The following is a 14,960-nucleotide window of genomic DNA, read 5'->3' on the forward strand; positions in this document are numbered from 1 at the left end:
TTGGGGGAGTGAGGATGACTCTTATATTTGCACATCGTGGTGCAGCGGGAACGTACCCAGAAAATACGATGATTTCATTTGAAGCAGCTGAATCTTTTAAGGCAGATGGAATTGAGCTTGATGTTCAATTAACGAAAGACGGAAAGGTTGTCGTCATTCATGATGAAACAGTGGACCGGACAACGAATGGAAAAGGCGCGGTTCGAAATTATGTATATGAGGATTTATGTAAATTAGATGCGAGCTATAAATTTGGTGATAAAGTAGGTTTTTGTAAAATACCTCTTTTAGAAGAAGTGTTACAATGGATTGAACAAACAGGGTTGTTACTTAATATTGAACTTAAAAATAATAAAATTCCATACAGAGGCTTAGAGGAAGAAGTTATAACGCTTGTACGTAAATTTAATTTAGAAGATCGTGTTATATTTTCTTCATTTAATCACTACAGTATGAAAAGGTGTCATATGATGGCTCCTGATATTCAAACAGCGATTTTATATCGCGAAGGCCTGCATAGCCCGTGGGCATATGCAAAAAAGATGGGAGCTACTGCGGTGCATCCGAATTATCGTTACCTTCAAGATGCCATTGCTGAATTAACGATGGAAAGCGATGTAGAAGTTCGGCCCTATACAATTAATGAAGAAACACTTATGCGTAAATATTTTGATATGAACATATCGGCGATTATTACTGATTATCCTGAAACGGCAAGAACATTATTGCCAATAAAAAAATGAGACCGCGTGTAACGGTCTCATTTTTTTATTGATAAGTAGTAGGACTTTCCTATCTTCTAAAGCGAGCTTGTACTTTATTTCGTTTACGGTCTCGGTGTAAGACGAAGCCACCAAAAATATAAAAACCGAGTCCGAAGCAAAGAGCGCCAATTAAAAATTGTAACCAAAGTATAGAGAGTGGAGGAAATAGAATCCCGAATACTGTATCTCTCATTAACTTAATGCCAAGCACAGCTAATGAAATAGGGATGAGTGCTAATAATAGAGCAAGGTAACGCTGCATATAAACGCTCCTTTTCAGATTATTTCGTTTATTTCAATAATGTTATATGAAAAGGGGGTTTGTCAAGAGGGTGCTGAACGAGTAAGATAAGGGTGTGAAAAATTTTGCAGAGATACTTCGAGAGGAAGTGTAATATATGAAACAAAAAGTTTTAATTGTTGGTGCAGGTGAAGGTGGTAGTACACTGCTACGTCTGTTACAGAGTTCGAATATATTTCAAATTATAGGGATTATTGATATAAATCCGATAGCAAAAGGGTTACAGATGGCAAAGGAATACGGGATTGCAATTGGAGAGAGTGTGACTCCGTTTCTTTCTATGCACATTGATGTAATGTTTGATATGACAGGTGACGCTGATTTACATAAAGATTTATTAAAGAAAAAGCATAAAGATACTCTTCTTATACCAGGTGATATTGCAAAGATTGTTACGAGATTAGCACATGAGAAGGAAGATTTAATTGGAAAGTTAGAAGAGCAAACGCAGCAAGGTGATTTAATTTTAAACTCCACGCATGACGGTATGATAGTGATTGATCAAGAAGGACAAGTTCGCCTATTTAATAAAAGTGCAGAACGTATTATCGGATATAAAAAAGAAGATGCGGTAGGCAAATATATTTTAGAAGTTATTCCGACTAGTAAGTTGCTTCGTATTATACGTACGAAACAAATAGAAGTAAATTATGAACTGACGCTTGAGAATGGAAAGAAAATTATTACAACCCGTATTCCAATATTAAAAGAGGGAGGAGAAGTGCAAGGGGCATTTGCGATTTTTAAAGATATAACAGAGGTTGTAGATCTTGCGGAAGAAGTTACAGATTTAAAGGAGATTCAAACGTTACTTGAGGCGATTATTAACTCGTCTGAGGAAGCCATTTCGGTTGTGGATGAAAAAGGTCGAGGGTTAGTAATTAACCCTGCATATACGAAATTAACAGGCTTAACAGAAGAGGATATTATTGGAAAGCCAGCTACAACTGATATTGTAGAAGGTGAAAGTATGCATATGAAAGTACTTCGAACGCGTAGGGCAGTACGAGGAATACATATGAAGATTGGACAAAAAAAGCGAGACGTAATTGTAAACGTAGCACCAGTCATTGTAAATGGAATATTGAAGGGGAGCGTTGGTGTAATTCGTGACGTATCAGAAATTCAAAAGTTAACAAATGAATTGAATCGAGCAAGGCAAATTATTCGAACGTTAGAAGCGAAATATTCATTTGATGACATTGTCGGAAATTCAGATGAAACAACGGCTGCTATTGAGCAGGCGAAACTGGGGGCGAATACACCAGCAACAGTATTGCTACGCGGGGAGTCAGGGACAGGTAAAGAATTGTTTGCACATGCTATCCATAATGGAAGTAATCGAAAATATAATAAGTTCGTTCGTGTAAACTGTGCAGCTATTTCGGAGACGTTGTTAGAAAGTGAATTATTTGGTTATGAGGAAGGGGCGTTTTCTGGCGCGAAAAGAGGCGGAAAACGTGGATTCTTTGAGGAAGCGAATAACGGCAGTATCTTTTTAGATGAAATAGGCGAACTCTCTGCCAATACGCAAGCGAAACTCCTTCGCGTTTTGCAAGAGAAAGAAATTGTAAAAGTTGGTGGAACGAAAGCAATCCCTATTAATGTCAGAGTAATTGCAGCGACGCACGTGAATTTAGAAAAAGCCATTTTAGAAGGAGAATTCAGGGAGGATTTATATTATCGATTAAATAAAATTCCAATTCACATTCCATCCCTTCGTCAGCGTAAAGGGGATATACCGGCAATCGCAGACAGATTAATTCAAAAAATTAACCAAGATTATGGCCGAAATATAGAGGGGCTCACTAATTCTGCTATTTCATATTTACAATCATATGAATGGCCAGGGAATGTGAGGGAACTTGAAAACATTTTGGGGAGAGCTATTATCTTTATGAATTATAACGAGACTTATATTGATGTACAACATTTACCGCCATTACATAACGAAGAGCAGGTGGAGTCAAAGCAAGCTCATTTATTACCTGAGTTAGAAGAAAAGCCACTTGAGCATTTAGTGACGGAGTTTGAAGGGAATATCATTCATGAATATTTAGAGAGGTTTGGTGGAAATAAAACACAAACAGCAAGAGCGTTAGGAATTTCGGTTCGAAATTTATATTACAAGCTAGAAAAGTATGAGTGTGCAAAAAATAGCATGCAATAAATTGCGTACCGTGCAATTTATTGCATGGTATACAAAAAGCGACAAAATAAGACAGAATCTTTTGTTATTTTCCAAAGTATTGATTTTACTGTGTTTTGAATGCGTTTTCATTATTGGTAAGACCACTTTAAAAAGTTGGCACGGTATTTGCTTAATAAAAAGACGAGGGACGACGGAAAGGGTTGATTACAAAATATGAAGTTAGAACACTTAATTGATCAAGCAGCAGGCCAGCCTAAAAAAACTGTGGCTGTAGCAGTAGCTGAAGATCATGAAGTAATTGAAGCTGTAGCGAAAGCAATTACATTACAGCTAGCTCAATTTCGTCTATATGGAAACCAAGAAAAAATAATGGGGATGTTACAAGAACATAATTTACAAACTTCAGAACATATTGAAGTGATTGCAGCACAGTCAAGTGCTGAGGCTGCAGAACTTTCTGTGAAAGCTGTAAGAAATGGCGAAGCAGATGTGCTTATGAAGGGAAACATCCCAACAGCAAATATTTTGAAAGCTGTATTAAATAAAGAGTGGGGACTTCGTAAAGGTAGTGTACTTTCACACGTTGCAGCATTTGAAGTTCCAAATTACGATCGTCTCATTTTTGTTACAGATGCAGCGATGAACATTGCACCTGATGTAACACAGAAAGCTGCTATTATACAGAATACTGTAGAAGTTGCCCGGGCAATAGGAATTGATTTGCCAAAGGTAGTACCAATTGCAGCGGTAGAGGTTGTGAATCCTGCGATGCAAGCGACAATTGATGCAGCGATGTTAACTCAAATGAATCGCCGCGGACAAATTAAAAATTGTGTCGTTGATGGACCACTTGCTTTAGATAATGCAGTATCACAAATTGCAGCAGAACATAAAGGCATAGTAAGTGATGTAGCAGGTAAGGCAGACATTTTACTCGTCCCAACGATTGAAGCTGGAAATGTGCTATATAAATCACTCGTATACTTTGCGGATGCAAAAGTAGGAGCAATGATTGCTGGCGCAAAAGCACCGATTGTTTTAACATCTCGTGCTGATTCAGCAGAAACAAAAGTATATTCATTAGCATTGGCAGTTGCGACTGCTTCAAAATAAACCAAATAGGGTAAAACAATTAGGGGGAAACGACAATGACATTAGAAATCTTCGAATACTTAGAAAAATATGATTATGAGCAAGTAGTATTTTGTCAAGATAAAGAATCTGGTTTAAAAGCAATCATTGCAATTCATGATACAACACTTGGACCAGCTCTTGGTGGAACAAGAATGTGGACATATGATTCTGAAGAAGCGGCGATTGAAGATGCATTGCGTCTTGCAAAAGGGATGACATATAAAAACGCAGCAGCTGGTTTAAACTTAGGTGGTGCGAAAACAGTAATTATCGGTGATCCACGTAAAGATAAGAGCGAAGCAATGTTCCGTGCATTAGGACGTTACATTCAAGGACTAAACGGACGTTACATTACAGCTGAAGATGTTGGTACAACAGTAGATGATATGGATATTATCCACGAAGAAACTGACTTTGTAACAGGTATTTCACCATCATTCGGTTCTTCTGGTAACCCATCTCCAGTAACTGCATACGGTGTGTATCGTGGTATGAAAGCTGCTGCGAAAGAGGCTTTCGGTACTGATAATTTAGAAGGAAAAGTGATTGCTGTTCAAGGTGTTGGTAACGTAGCATATCACCTATGCAAACATTTACACGCTGAAGGAGCAAAACTAATCGTTACAGATATTAATAAAGAAGCTGTACAACGTGCAGTAGAAGAATTCGGTGCAACAGCAGTTGAGCCAAATGAAATTTACGGTGTTGAATGTGATATTTACGCACCATGTGCATTAGGCGCAACAGTTAATGACGAAACTATCCCACAACTTAAAGCAAAAGTAATCGCTGGTTCTGCGAATAACCAATTAAAAGAAGATCGTCACGGCGACATCATTCATGAAATGGGTATCGTATACGCACCAGATTATGTAATTAATGCAGGTGGCGTAATTAACGTAGCAGACGAGTTATATGGATACAATAGAGAACGTGCATTAAAACGCGTTGAGTCAATTTATGACACAATTGCAAAAGTAATCGAAATTTCAAAACGCGATGGCATTGCAACTTATGTAGCAGCTGATCGTCTAGCTGAAGAGCGCATTGCAAGCTTGAAAAACTCTCGTAGCACATACTTACGCAACGGTCACGACATTATTAGCCGTCGCTAATCATTCATATATTACTTTTACAAAAGGTGTGGTTACCTCTTATGAGGTTTCCACCTCCTTTTGAATTTATTAGTGGAGGTAGCAACAGTGTCTTTAAATCGAATTCTTGTTATTAATCCGGGTAGTACATCCACAAAAATCGGTGTTTTTGATAATGAAAGACCCGTTTTAGAAGAAACTATTCGTCATGACGAAGAACAGATTGGAAAATATAAGCGAATTATTGACCAATATGAGTTTCGTAAAGAAACGATCTTAGAAGTTCTACATTCTCACGGTATTAACATTTCAAAGTTAAACGCAGTTTGTGGACGCGGGGGATTACTTCGTCCAATCGAGGGCGGAACATACACAGTAAACGATGCGATGTTAGAAGATTTGAAAAATGGGTTTAGCGGTCATCACGCTTCAAACCTTGGGGGCATTTTAGCATATGAAATTGCTTCTGGATTAAATATTCCGGCATTCATTGTAGACCCTGTCGTTGTAGATGAAATGGAGCCGATTGCTCGTATAAGTGGTATCGCTGGTATGGAACGTAAAAGTATTTTCCATGCATTAAATCAAAAAGCAGTTGCTCGTAAAGTGGCTGAAGAATTAAACCACAAATATGAGGATTTAAATTTATTAGTTACACATATGGGCGGCGGTATTACAGTTGGTGCTCATAAAAAAGGAAAAGTTATCGATGTGAATAATGGTTTAAATGGAGAAGGACCATTTAGTCCAGAGCGTGCGGGTACAGTACCAGTAGGACAACTAGTTGAAATGTGTTTCTCTGGTGAGTATTACCGAGACGAAATGGTTAAAAAACTTGTCGGACAAGGTGGACTTGTAAGTCTTATTGGTACAAATGATGCGATTAAAGTAGAACAAATGGTTGAAAAAGGTGATCCTGAAGCAACTCTTATTTATAAAGCAATGGCGTATCAAGTTGCAAAAGAAATTGGTGGAGCTAGCGCTGTACTTCACGGGAAAATCGATGCAATTGTATTAACTGGTGGACTTGCTTACAGTAAAATTCTTGTTGATGAAATAAAAGAACGAGTAGACTGGATTGCAGATGTTATCGTACATCCAGGAGAAGATGAATTACAAGCATTAGCAGAAGGGGCACTTCGTGTACTTCGTGAAGAAGAAGCTCCAAAAGAATATATTGTACGTGAAAAAGAAACGGTAGCTAGGGGTTGAGATAATGGCAAAAGAATATGATTTAGTCATCGTTGGCGGCGGTACTGGTGGATATGTTGCTGCTATTCGTGCATCACAACTAGGTTTAAAAACGGCACTTGTTGAAAAAGAAAATCTTGGTGGTACTTGTTTACACAAAGGATGTATTCCTAGTAAAGCCCTTTTACGTAGTGCGGAAGTATACGCAACTGCTAAGAAAAGTGAAGAGTTCGGGGTTATTGCAAGTAATGTAGAACTAAACTTTGCAAAAGTACAAGAGCGTAAAGAGAAGATTGTAACGCAACTTCATAAAGGTGTTCAGCACTTAATGAAACAAGGTAAAATTGATGTGTTTGAAGGTATTGGCCGTATTCTTGGTCCATCTATTTTCTCTCCGATGCCAGGGACAATTTCAGTTGAACTTGCAAGTGGAGAAGAGAATGAAATGTTAATTCCAAAAAATGTACTTATTGCAACAGGTTCTCGTCCAAATTCATTACCAGGTTTAGAATTAGACGGAGAGTACGTAATGTCTTCCGATCATGCCCTAAAAATGGAAACGCTTCCTAGTTCAATTATTATCGTTGGTGGCGGTGTAATCGGTATTGAGTGGGCATCTATGCTTGCTGACTTCGGTGTAGAAGTTACAGTATTAGAGTATGCGAAAACGATACTACCACTAGAAGATCAAGACGTTTCAAAAGAAATGCAACGTCTATTCAAGAAAAAAGGTATTAAAGTGGTAACTGGTGCAAAAGTATTACCAGATACATTGGTAAAAGATAATGGAGTAACAATTCAAGCTGAACATAACGGTGAGAATAAAGAATTTAAAGCAGAAAAAATGCTTGTATCTGTAGGACGACAAGCCAATACGCAAAATATTGGTTTAGAGAATACGGATATCGTTGTGGAAAAAGGATACATTCAAACAAATGAGTTTTATCAAACGAAAGAATCTCATATTTACGCAATCGGTGATGTAATCGGTGGCTTACAGCTTGCTCACGTTGCTTCTCATGAAGGAATTACTGCAGTAGAACATATTGCTGGTAAAGAAGTTACACCAATTGATTATTCTATGGTATCAAAATGCGTATATAGCAGTCCGGAAGTTGCTTCTGTCGGTTTAACAGAACAAGAAGCGAAAGAAAAAGGCTATAAGTTAAAAGTAGGTAAGTTCTCATTCCGTGCAATCGGAAAAGCGCTTGTATACGGTGAATCAGATGGTTTCGTAAAACTTGTAGTTGATGAAGAAACAAATGACATTCTCGGTGTTCATATGATTGGACCACATGTAACAGATATGATTTCTGAAGCTGGTCTTGCAAGAGTACTTGATGCAACACCTTGGGAAGTAGCACATACAATTCATCCGCATCCATCATTATCTGAGGCGATTGGTGAAGCAGCGTTAGCTGTAGATGGAAAAGCGTTACACGCATAAAAATGTGGATTTAGGAGGTTATGAAAAATGGCAGAAGTAAAAGAAAAGCGCCATGAAGAGCTTGGCTTAAGTGATGAGCAAGTATTAGAAATGTTCCGTACGATGTTACTGGCACGTAAAATCGACGAACGTATGTGGTTATTAAACCGTGCTGGTAAAATTCCATTCGTAATTTCTTGTCAAGGACAAGAGGCAGCACAAGTTGGAGCAGCATTCGCTCTTGATAGAGAGAAAGATTATGCATTACCATACTACCGTGATATGGGTGTTGTATTAGCGTTTGGTATGACAGCGAAAGAACTGATGTTATCTGGTTTCGCGAAAGCTGGAGATCCAAACTCTGGTGGTCGTCAAATGCCTGGTCACTTCGGCCAAAAGAAAAATCGTATTGTGACAGGTTCATCTCCAGTAACAACGCAAGTACCACATGCAGTTGGTATTGCATTAGCTGGAAAAATGGAAAAGAAAGATTTAGTAACGTTTGTTACATTCGGTGAAGGTTCTTCTAACCAAGGTGATTTCCATGAAGGTGCAAACTTTGCTGGCGTACACAAGTTACCTGTTATTTTCATGTGTGAAAATAATAAATACGCAATCTCTATTCCAGTTGAAAAACAATTAGCTTGTAAAAATGTATCAGATCGTGCAATTGGATACGGTATGCCTGGATATACAGTAGACGGAAACGATCCGCTTGCAGTATATAAAGCTGTAAAAGAAGCAGCAGACCGTGGCCGACGCGGTGAAGGCCCAACTTTAATTGAAACAGTATCATATCGTTTAACAGCACATTCAAGTGACGACGATGATCGTGTTTATCGTGATAAAGAAGAAGTAGAAGAAGCAAAGAAAAATGATTCAATTATAACATTTGCTGCTTATTTAAAAGAGGTTGGCGTGTTAACTGAGGAATCTGAAAAACAAATGTTAGACGAAATTATGCATATCGTAAACGAAGCAACAGAATATGCAGAAAATGCTCCGTATGCAGCACCTGAAGATGCATTGAAGCACGTATACGCAGAATAGGGGGGAACGTTTCATGGCTGTAATGTCTTATATTGATGCTATTACATTAGCAATGCGCGAGGAAATGGAACGCGATGAGAAAGTATTCGTTTTAGGTGAAGATGTTGGTAAAAAAGGTGGCGTATTTAAAGCGACACACGGATTATATGATCAATTTGGTGAAGATCGTGCGCTAGATACACCACTTGCAGAATCGGCAATCGCTGGGGTCGCAATCGGTGCAGCAATGTATGGAATGCGTCCAATCGCTGAAATGCAGTTTGCGGATTTCATCATGCCAGCAGTAAACCAAATTGTTTCTGAGGCAGCAAAAATTCGTTACCGTTCTAATAATGATTGGACTTGTCCAATTACAGTTCGTGCGCCATTTGGTGGCGGTGTTCACGGTGCATTGTATCATTCACAATCTGTAGAAGCGATGTTTGCAAACCAACCTGGTTTAAAAATCGTTATCCCTTCTACACCATATGATGCAAAAGGCTTACTAAAAGCTGCAATTCGTGATGAAGATCCAGTATTATTCTTTGAGCATAAACGTGCATATCGCTTAATTAAAGGTGAAGTGCCAGAAGATGATTACGTATTACCAATCGGAAAAGCAGATGTAAAACGTGAAGGTGATGATATTACTGTTATCACATACGGATTATGTGTTCATTTTGCTCTTCAAGCGGCTGAAAAGTTAGCACAAGATGGCATCTCTGCACACATTCTTGATTTACGTACTGTATATCCATTAGATAAAGAAGCAATCATTGAAGCAGCTTCTAAAACAGGTAAAGTTCTTCTTGTAACAGAAGACAATAAAGAAGGAAGTATTATGAGTGAAGTGGCAGCAATTATTGCTGAAAACTGTCTGTTTGATTTAGATGCACCAATCGCACGTCTTGCAGGTCCAGACGTTCCAGCAATGCCATATGCACCAACAATGGAAAAATTCTTTATGGTAAATCCAGATAAAGTTGAAAAAGCAATGCGTGAACTTGCGGAATTTTAATCGGGGGGACTATACATGGCTGTAGAAAATATTACAATGCCTCAGCTCGGGGAGAGCGTTACAGAGGGTACAATTAGTAAATGGCTCGTGAATGTTGGCGATCACGTAAACAAATATGATCCGCTTGCAGAAGTAATGACTGATAAAGTAAACGCTGAAGTACCATCTTCTTTCACTGGTATTGTGAAAGAGTTAATCGCTAGTGAAGGTGATACGTTAGCTGTAGGTGAAGTAGTTTGTGTCATTCAAGTAGAAGGCGCAGATGAAGTAGCGGCAACAGCTGTTGAGGAAAAAACAAAAGAAGAACCAAAGGCAGAAGTAGCTAAGCCTGAAAAAGCACCGAAAGCAAAACAACCAACTGATGGAAAACCTCGTTTTTCACCAGCTGTGTTAAAACTTGCGGGTGAGCATAACGTTGATTTAGATCAAGTAGAAGGTACGGGGGCAAACGGCCGTATCACTCGTAAAGATATTTTAAATCTGGTGGAATCTGGAAATGTTCCGCAAGCAGGTGCGGCGAAGAAAGAGGAAGCGGTAGCAGCAGTAGTAGAAGCGCGTCCAGAAGCACCAAAAGCAGCTCCAGTAGCGCAAAAAGTAGAATCTGCGAAACCAGTTTCTGTACCAACAATGCCTGGCGATATCGAAATTCCAGTAACAGGTGTGCGTAAAGCAATCGCAGCGAACATGTTACGTAGTAAACACGAAGCGCCACACGCTTGGATGATGATTGAAGTAGATGTGACAAACCTTGTTTCATACCGTAATTCAATTAAAGGTGATTTCAAAAAGCGTGAAGGCTTTAACTTAACGTTCTTTGCTTTCTTCGTAAAAGCAGTAGCACAAGCGTTAAAAGAATACCCTCAAATTAATTCAATGTGGGCTGGCGATAAAATCGTTCAGAAGAAAGATATTAACCTTTCTATCGCTGTTGCAACAGAGGACGAACTATTTGTACCAGTAATTAAACATGCGGACGAGAAGACAATTAAAGGCATCGCTCGTGAAATTACAGAACTTGCAGGAAAAGTACGTACGAAATCGTTAAAAGCGGACGAAATGCAAGGCGGAACATTTACAATTAATAACACAGGATCATTCGGTTCTGTTCAATCTATGGGTATTATTAATTACCCACAAGCGGCTATTTTACAAGTTGAATCAATTGTAAAACGCCCAGTAATTATGGATAATGGCATGTTTGGTGCTCGTGACATGGTTAACTTATGTTTATCACTTGATCACCGTGTACTAGATGGCTTAATTTGTGGTAAGTTCTTAGGACGTGTAAAAGAAATTTTAGAAAATACGTCAGAAAATAATACATCTGTATATTAAATAAAAAGCTCGCTTATGCGAGCTTTTTATCATCCTATTTCTTCATCTACATCCTACTATATGTATAATACCTTTCCCAGTAATCTTACAATGAACCATTATGTATTAGGAATTTATGAAAATACATTGCTGATATATGGTATATGGATATAAAATAAGAAAAGAATAATTTTTTTGGCAAATCTTACTGATGAAACTGTAGTATAATATATTGTATTGTATGAAAAAGAGAGTTATTCTATATAAGTGTTTTATAGATAATGTGTAATCAGTCGTCAAAACATGAAGAATGTTGACTCCTGGTTTTTTATTTTGCTGTAACAATGTTTCAGGAGGATGTCATGAAAAGAAGTACCGAGTTTCTAAAAAGTTTAGATGTAAAACTAATATTAATTTTGTTAGCATTATGTGTTACGAGTATAGCTGCTATATATAGCAGTCAGCAAACTGGCCAATATGGAGAGGCAAACTTTGCAATGAAACAGGGTTTGAACTACATAATTGGGGTTGTATTGTTATTGCTTGTTGCAAGCATTGACTTAGATCAATTGCAAAAATTGTCTTGGCCACTTTATATCGTTGGATTTGCTTCACTTATTCTTTTGAAAATACTACCGGTTTCCACTTTCACACCTGAAAAATTAGGTGCAAAAAGATGGTTTGTATTTCCGTTAGTTGGACAAATTCAACCATCTGAGTTTTTCAAAATTTCATTGCTTCTGGTGGTAGCAAGTATAGCAGTGAAACATAATGCACAGTATATGGCAAGGACATTCCAAACGGACTTAAAATTAGTAGGTAAAATTGTACTAGTATCTCTCCCGCCTATTGCTGTTGTATATAGCCAACCGGATACAGGGATGGTGTTCTTATATGCTGCTGCCATTGCATGTATTTTATTTATGTCAGGTATTCAGAAGAAATTGATAGCATTATGTACAGTTATTCCAGTCACCATATTATCCACGTTAATATTTATTTACGTAAGGTATGAGGATTTCTTCTTTAATAAGTTAGTTACGCTACTAAAACCTCACCAACAATCACGTATTTTAGGTTGGTTAGATCCATTTGAACATACAGATCAAGGTTATCAAACACAGCAATCAATTTTAGCTGTAGGTAGTGGCGGTATGGAAGGGAAAGGGTTTGGCGAAGGGAACGTTTATATCCCTGAGAAGCATACAGACTTTATTTTCGCTACAATTGCCGAAGAAGGTGGATTTATCGTAGCAGCGTTAGTTGTATTCTTGTTCCTATTACTACTATATAGAACAATTATTATCGGTTATTCTGCTGATAATTTATTCGGTACATTATTATGTGCTGGATCGATTGGGATATTAACGGTTCAAATATTCCAAAACATCGGTATGATCGTTGGATTAATGCCTGTAAAAGGGATTGCATTACCTTTCTTATCGTATGGGGGAAGTTCCTTATTCTCGAATATGATTATGATGGGGCTTATATTATCGGTACGGAAAACGTATAAAAAATATATGTTTTCAGTTAAGTAAAAAGGCTGGTTCGTTTTTAAACGAACCAGCTTTTTTACATATATACGCATAAACGTTGCAAACTAAAACAGACTAGCAGTTTGGGATGTAAGGAGTGCAAAGTGATGCATATGCATATTTTTGAGGGAGCACGGCATCTTTCTAATAGTGAATGGGTTATTCGGGCTATCATAGCATACATATTTTTAATATTAGTTGCGAAAGCAATGGGACAAAGATCCATCGCGCAACTTCGTTTTTTAGATGTTGTATTAGTGTTATTGCTTGGCGGAAATATTTCTAACGCATTGTCTGATGAAAAAGTAGGATTAATGGGCTCGATGATTACAACGTTTATACTCGTTGTACTTCATATTATAAGTTCAGTTTTAATGTTGAAATGGGATAGATGGAGACGCTTTTTAGAGCCAGCACCTATCATTCTTATACACAATGGTTCCATTGATTTTAGCAATTTGAAAAAAGCGAGAATTACGGTGGAATATTTATTTTCAGAACTTCGTATGCGAAATGTGGGCGATATTCAAACGATCAAATTAGCATTATGGGAAGCGAACGGTGTCGTTTCTATATTCCGGTATCCAGAATATGAGGGAGTTTCGCGGCTTGATCTGAAAGTTGCGGGAAAAAAATCTCCAGTTTCTTTTGTATTAGTAAAGGATGGTAGGATTCAGCAAGATGTTCTTGCTTTATTAGGGAAAACAGAAGAATGGGCGAGAGAATTTCTAGAGAAAAACGCAGAAGTTGAATCCATTTTGTTAGCTACAGTAGATGAAGCACATAAAATAAATATTTTGTTAAAAAAATGAAAAATATACGCATTTTGTCGTTTCATACATATGATACAATAGTGTGGACAACAAAAAAGGAGGGATACGATGGGATATGTAGAAGAATTACGGAAAATAGTTGGTCATCGCCCTTTAATTTTAGTTGGTGCTGTTGTACTCGTTATAAATGAAAATAGATACGTATTATTACAACAAAGAACAGAGCCTTACGGAAAATGGGGGCTGCCTGGCGGATTAATGGAGCTTAGTGAATCCCCAGAAGAAACTGCTTTTCGTGAAGTATACGAAGAAACAGGAATAAAGGTGAAGAACCTACGATTAATCAATGTGTTTTCTGGAGCGAACTATTTTACAAAATTAGCAAACGGTGATGAATTTCAATCTGTAACGACTGCTTATTATACGGACGAATACGATGGAGATTTTGTTATGAACAAAGAAGAAGCGGTTCAGCTTAAATTCTTCCCACTAACAGAACTACCTGACTATATTGTTGGGTCGCATAAAAAAATGATTAGTGAATATATGAAGATTATGGAAAAAAAGATATAATAATAGTGAAAGAAATACAAAAACACAGTTCTGGTTGGTAGTCCAGACGCATGATTTCATGTCAGTAACCTTCCCCTCCGGGATGTCCCGTATTTCTAATTTTTTTAGGGGGGGCTGTCAATGGATTTGACAGTATATCACGATGGCCAATTTTTTGTTGGAATCATTACATGTAAAGAAAAAGGGAAGTTGTATGGAGCGAGATATATTTTTGGAACGGAACCTTCAGACGAAGAAGTGCTTATATTTGTGAACGGTTCAATGTTAGCGTATTTTCAGCACTTTGCAAAATGTGGCGTGGAAGTGAAAGAAAAACAGCGTCCCAAAAATATAAAGAGGATCATACGACAAGCAGCAAAAGAAGTAAATGTAAACCGCTTTACTAAGGCGCAAGAGGCAATTAGCTTATCTTATGAACTGCATAAACAAGAAAAAAAAGTGCAATCTAAGGAGAAGCGAGAGGCTGAAAAACAAAGAAGACGTTTAATTAAAGTACAAAAAGCAAAGCAAAAGCATCGTGGTCATTAAGAAAAGGTGTTAGAGCAAGAGCTCTAACACCTTTTCTATACCCAAATACAAGTAAACTTACTTGTATTTCATAAACATTAACTGGTAAGATACAAATAGGTAGTTTTAGAGGAGGGAAAAGATTG

At 37.7% G+C, this 14,960-nt stretch carries 14 protein-coding genes; 13 read left to right on the forward strand and 1 reads right to left on the reverse strand.

Going from position 1 to position 14,960, the window contains the following annotated elements; all coding sequences use genetic code 11:
* Positions 1-14 precede the first annotated feature (14 nt).
* A complete protein-coding gene (locus tag ACTFRS_RS14630; protein WP_139866720.1) occupies positions 15-743 on the forward strand; it encodes a glycerophosphodiester phosphodiesterase in 729 nt (242 codons plus the stop codon).
* Between the two features lie 49 nt (positions 744-792).
* On the opposite strand, the gene ACTFRS_RS14635 is transcribed toward ACTFRS_RS14630, so the two are convergent.
* Positions 793-1,026 (reverse strand): DUF2627 domain-containing protein, encoded by a 234-nt coding sequence (locus ACTFRS_RS14635; protein WP_098667350.1) that lies wholly within the window; start codon positions 1,024-1,026, stop codon positions 793-795.
* 136 nt (positions 1,027-1,162) lie between these two features.
* Here ACTFRS_RS14635 and ACTFRS_RS14640 point away from each other — a divergent pair, with 136 nt between their 5' ends.
* The 12 genes from ACTFRS_RS14640 to ACTFRS_RS14695 all read left to right on the forward strand — a co-directional run bounded on the left by ACTFRS_RS14640 (position 1,163) and on the right by ACTFRS_RS14695 (position 14,835).
* Positions 1,163-3,235: a sigma-54 interaction domain-containing protein gene (locus ACTFRS_RS14640; protein ID WP_139866722.1), complete on the forward strand. Its 2,073-nt coding sequence runs from the start codon at positions 1,163-1,165 to the stop codon at positions 3,233-3,235.
* Between the two features lie 195 nt (positions 3,236-3,430).
* Positions 3,431-4,330, forward strand: a complete 900-nt coding sequence (gene yqiS, locus ACTFRS_RS14645; RefSeq protein WP_440024780.1) for a phosphate butyryltransferase — start codon at positions 3,431-3,433, stop codon at positions 4,328-4,330.
* A 35-nt stretch (positions 4,331-4,365) separates the two neighbouring features.
* A complete protein-coding gene (locus ACTFRS_RS14650; RefSeq protein WP_000171362.1) occupies positions 4,366-5,466 on the forward strand; it encodes a leucine dehydrogenase in 1,101 nt (366 codons plus the stop codon).
* Positions 5,467-5,553: 87 nt separating this feature from the next.
* Positions 5,554-6,657 (forward strand): butyrate kinase, encoded by a 1,104-nt coding sequence (gene buk, locus ACTFRS_RS14655; protein ID WP_098667353.1) that lies wholly within the window; start codon positions 5,554-5,556, stop codon positions 6,655-6,657.
* Between the two features lie 4 nt (positions 6,658-6,661).
* Entirely contained in the window at positions 6,662-8,083 is a 1,422-nt protein-coding gene (gene lpdA, locus ACTFRS_RS14660) for a dihydrolipoyl dehydrogenase (RefSeq protein WP_139866724.1), read from the forward strand.
* A gap of 27 nt (positions 8,084-8,110) precedes the next feature.
* The gene (gene bfmBAA / locus ACTFRS_RS14665) at positions 8,111-9,112 is read left to right on the forward strand and encodes a 3-methyl-2-oxobutanoate dehydrogenase subunit alpha (RefSeq protein WP_000852554.1); all 1,002 of its coding nucleotides are present in this window, start codon (positions 8,111-8,113) and stop codon (positions 9,110-9,112) included.
* A 13-nt stretch (positions 9,113-9,125) separates the two neighbouring features.
* Positions 9,126-10,109: a 3-methyl-2-oxobutanoate dehydrogenase subunit beta gene (bfmBAB, locus tag ACTFRS_RS14670; RefSeq protein WP_000290076.1), complete on the forward strand. Its 984-nt coding sequence runs from the start codon at positions 9,126-9,128 to the stop codon at positions 10,107-10,109.
* A 15-nt stretch (positions 10,110-10,124) separates the two neighbouring features.
* Positions 10,125-11,444, forward strand: coding sequence for a dihydrolipoamide acetyltransferase family protein (locus ACTFRS_RS14675; RefSeq protein ID WP_139866726.1), 1,320 nt, complete (start codon positions 10,125-10,127; stop codon positions 11,442-11,444).
* Positions 11,445-11,785: 341 nt separating this feature from the next.
* Complete coding sequence (locus ACTFRS_RS14680) at positions 11,786-12,964, forward strand: FtsW/RodA/SpoVE family cell cycle protein (RefSeq protein ID WP_016718455.1); 1,179 nt, start codon at positions 11,786-11,788, stop codon at positions 12,962-12,964.
* Between the two features lie 104 nt (positions 12,965-13,068).
* Positions 13,069-13,773 (forward strand): DUF421 domain-containing protein, encoded by a 705-nt coding sequence (locus tag ACTFRS_RS14685; RefSeq protein ID WP_139866728.1) that lies wholly within the window; start codon positions 13,069-13,071, stop codon positions 13,771-13,773.
* Between the two features lie 69 nt (positions 13,774-13,842).
* Positions 13,843-14,307 carry an NUDIX hydrolase gene (locus ACTFRS_RS14690; protein ID WP_014481752.1) on the forward strand — a complete coding sequence of 155 codons (465 nt, stop codon included), beginning with the start codon at positions 13,843-13,845 and terminating at the stop codon, positions 14,305-14,307.
* A gap of 120 nt (positions 14,308-14,427) precedes the next feature.
* Positions 14,428-14,835 (forward strand): YjdF family protein, encoded by a 408-nt coding sequence (locus ACTFRS_RS14695; RefSeq protein ID WP_000366594.1) that lies wholly within the window; start codon positions 14,428-14,430, stop codon positions 14,833-14,835.
* Positions 14,836-14,960 lie beyond the last annotated feature (125 nt).

This window comes from Bacillus cereus group sp. MYBK139-1, assembly GCF_051916915.1.
GTDB lineage: Bacteria > Bacillota > Bacilli > Bacillales > Bacillaceae_G > Bacillus_A > Bacillus_A pacificus.

What these genes read in the sequence shown, in the direction of transcription:
- ACTFRS_RS14630 (WP_139866720.1), top strand. Translation starts at nt 15, where the DNA reads ATGACTCTTATATTTGCACATCGTGGTGCAGCGGGAACGTACCCAGAA.
- ACTFRS_RS14635 (WP_098667350.1), bottom strand. Translation starts at nt 1,026, where the DNA reads ATGCAGCGTTACCTTGCTCTATTATTAGCACTCATCCCTATTTCATTA.
- ACTFRS_RS14640 (WP_139866722.1), top strand. Translation starts at nt 1,163, where the DNA reads ATGAAACAAAAAGTTTTAATTGTTGGTGCAGGTGAAGGTGGTAGTACA.
- yqiS (WP_440024780.1), top strand. Translation starts at nt 3,431, where the DNA reads ATGAAGTTAGAACACTTAATTGATCAAGCAGCAGGCCAGCCTAAAAAA.
- ACTFRS_RS14650 (WP_000171362.1), top strand. Translation starts at nt 4,366, where the DNA reads ATGACATTAGAAATCTTCGAATACTTAGAAAAATATGATTATGAGCAA.
- lpdA (WP_139866724.1), top strand. Translation starts at nt 6,662, where the DNA reads ATGGCAAAAGAATATGATTTAGTCATCGTTGGCGGCGGTACTGGTGGA.
- bfmBAA (WP_000852554.1), top strand. Translation starts at nt 8,111, where the DNA reads ATGGCAGAAGTAAAAGAAAAGCGCCATGAAGAGCTTGGCTTAAGTGAT.
- bfmBAB (WP_000290076.1), top strand. Translation starts at nt 9,126, where the DNA reads ATGGCTGTAATGTCTTATATTGATGCTATTACATTAGCAATGCGCGAG.
- ACTFRS_RS14675 (WP_139866726.1), top strand. Translation starts at nt 10,125, where the DNA reads ATGGCTGTAGAAAATATTACAATGCCTCAGCTCGGGGAGAGCGTTACA.
- ACTFRS_RS14680 (WP_016718455.1), top strand. Translation starts at nt 11,786, where the DNA reads ATGAAAAGAAGTACCGAGTTTCTAAAAAGTTTAGATGTAAAACTAATA.
- ACTFRS_RS14685 (WP_139866728.1), top strand. Translation starts at nt 13,069, where the DNA reads ATGCATATGCATATTTTTGAGGGAGCACGGCATCTTTCTAATAGTGAA.
- ACTFRS_RS14690 (WP_014481752.1), top strand. Translation starts at nt 13,843, where the DNA reads ATGGGATATGTAGAAGAATTACGGAAAATAGTTGGTCATCGCCCTTTA.
- ACTFRS_RS14695 (WP_000366594.1), top strand. Translation starts at nt 14,428, where the DNA reads ATGGATTTGACAGTATATCACGATGGCCAATTTTTTGTTGGAATCATT.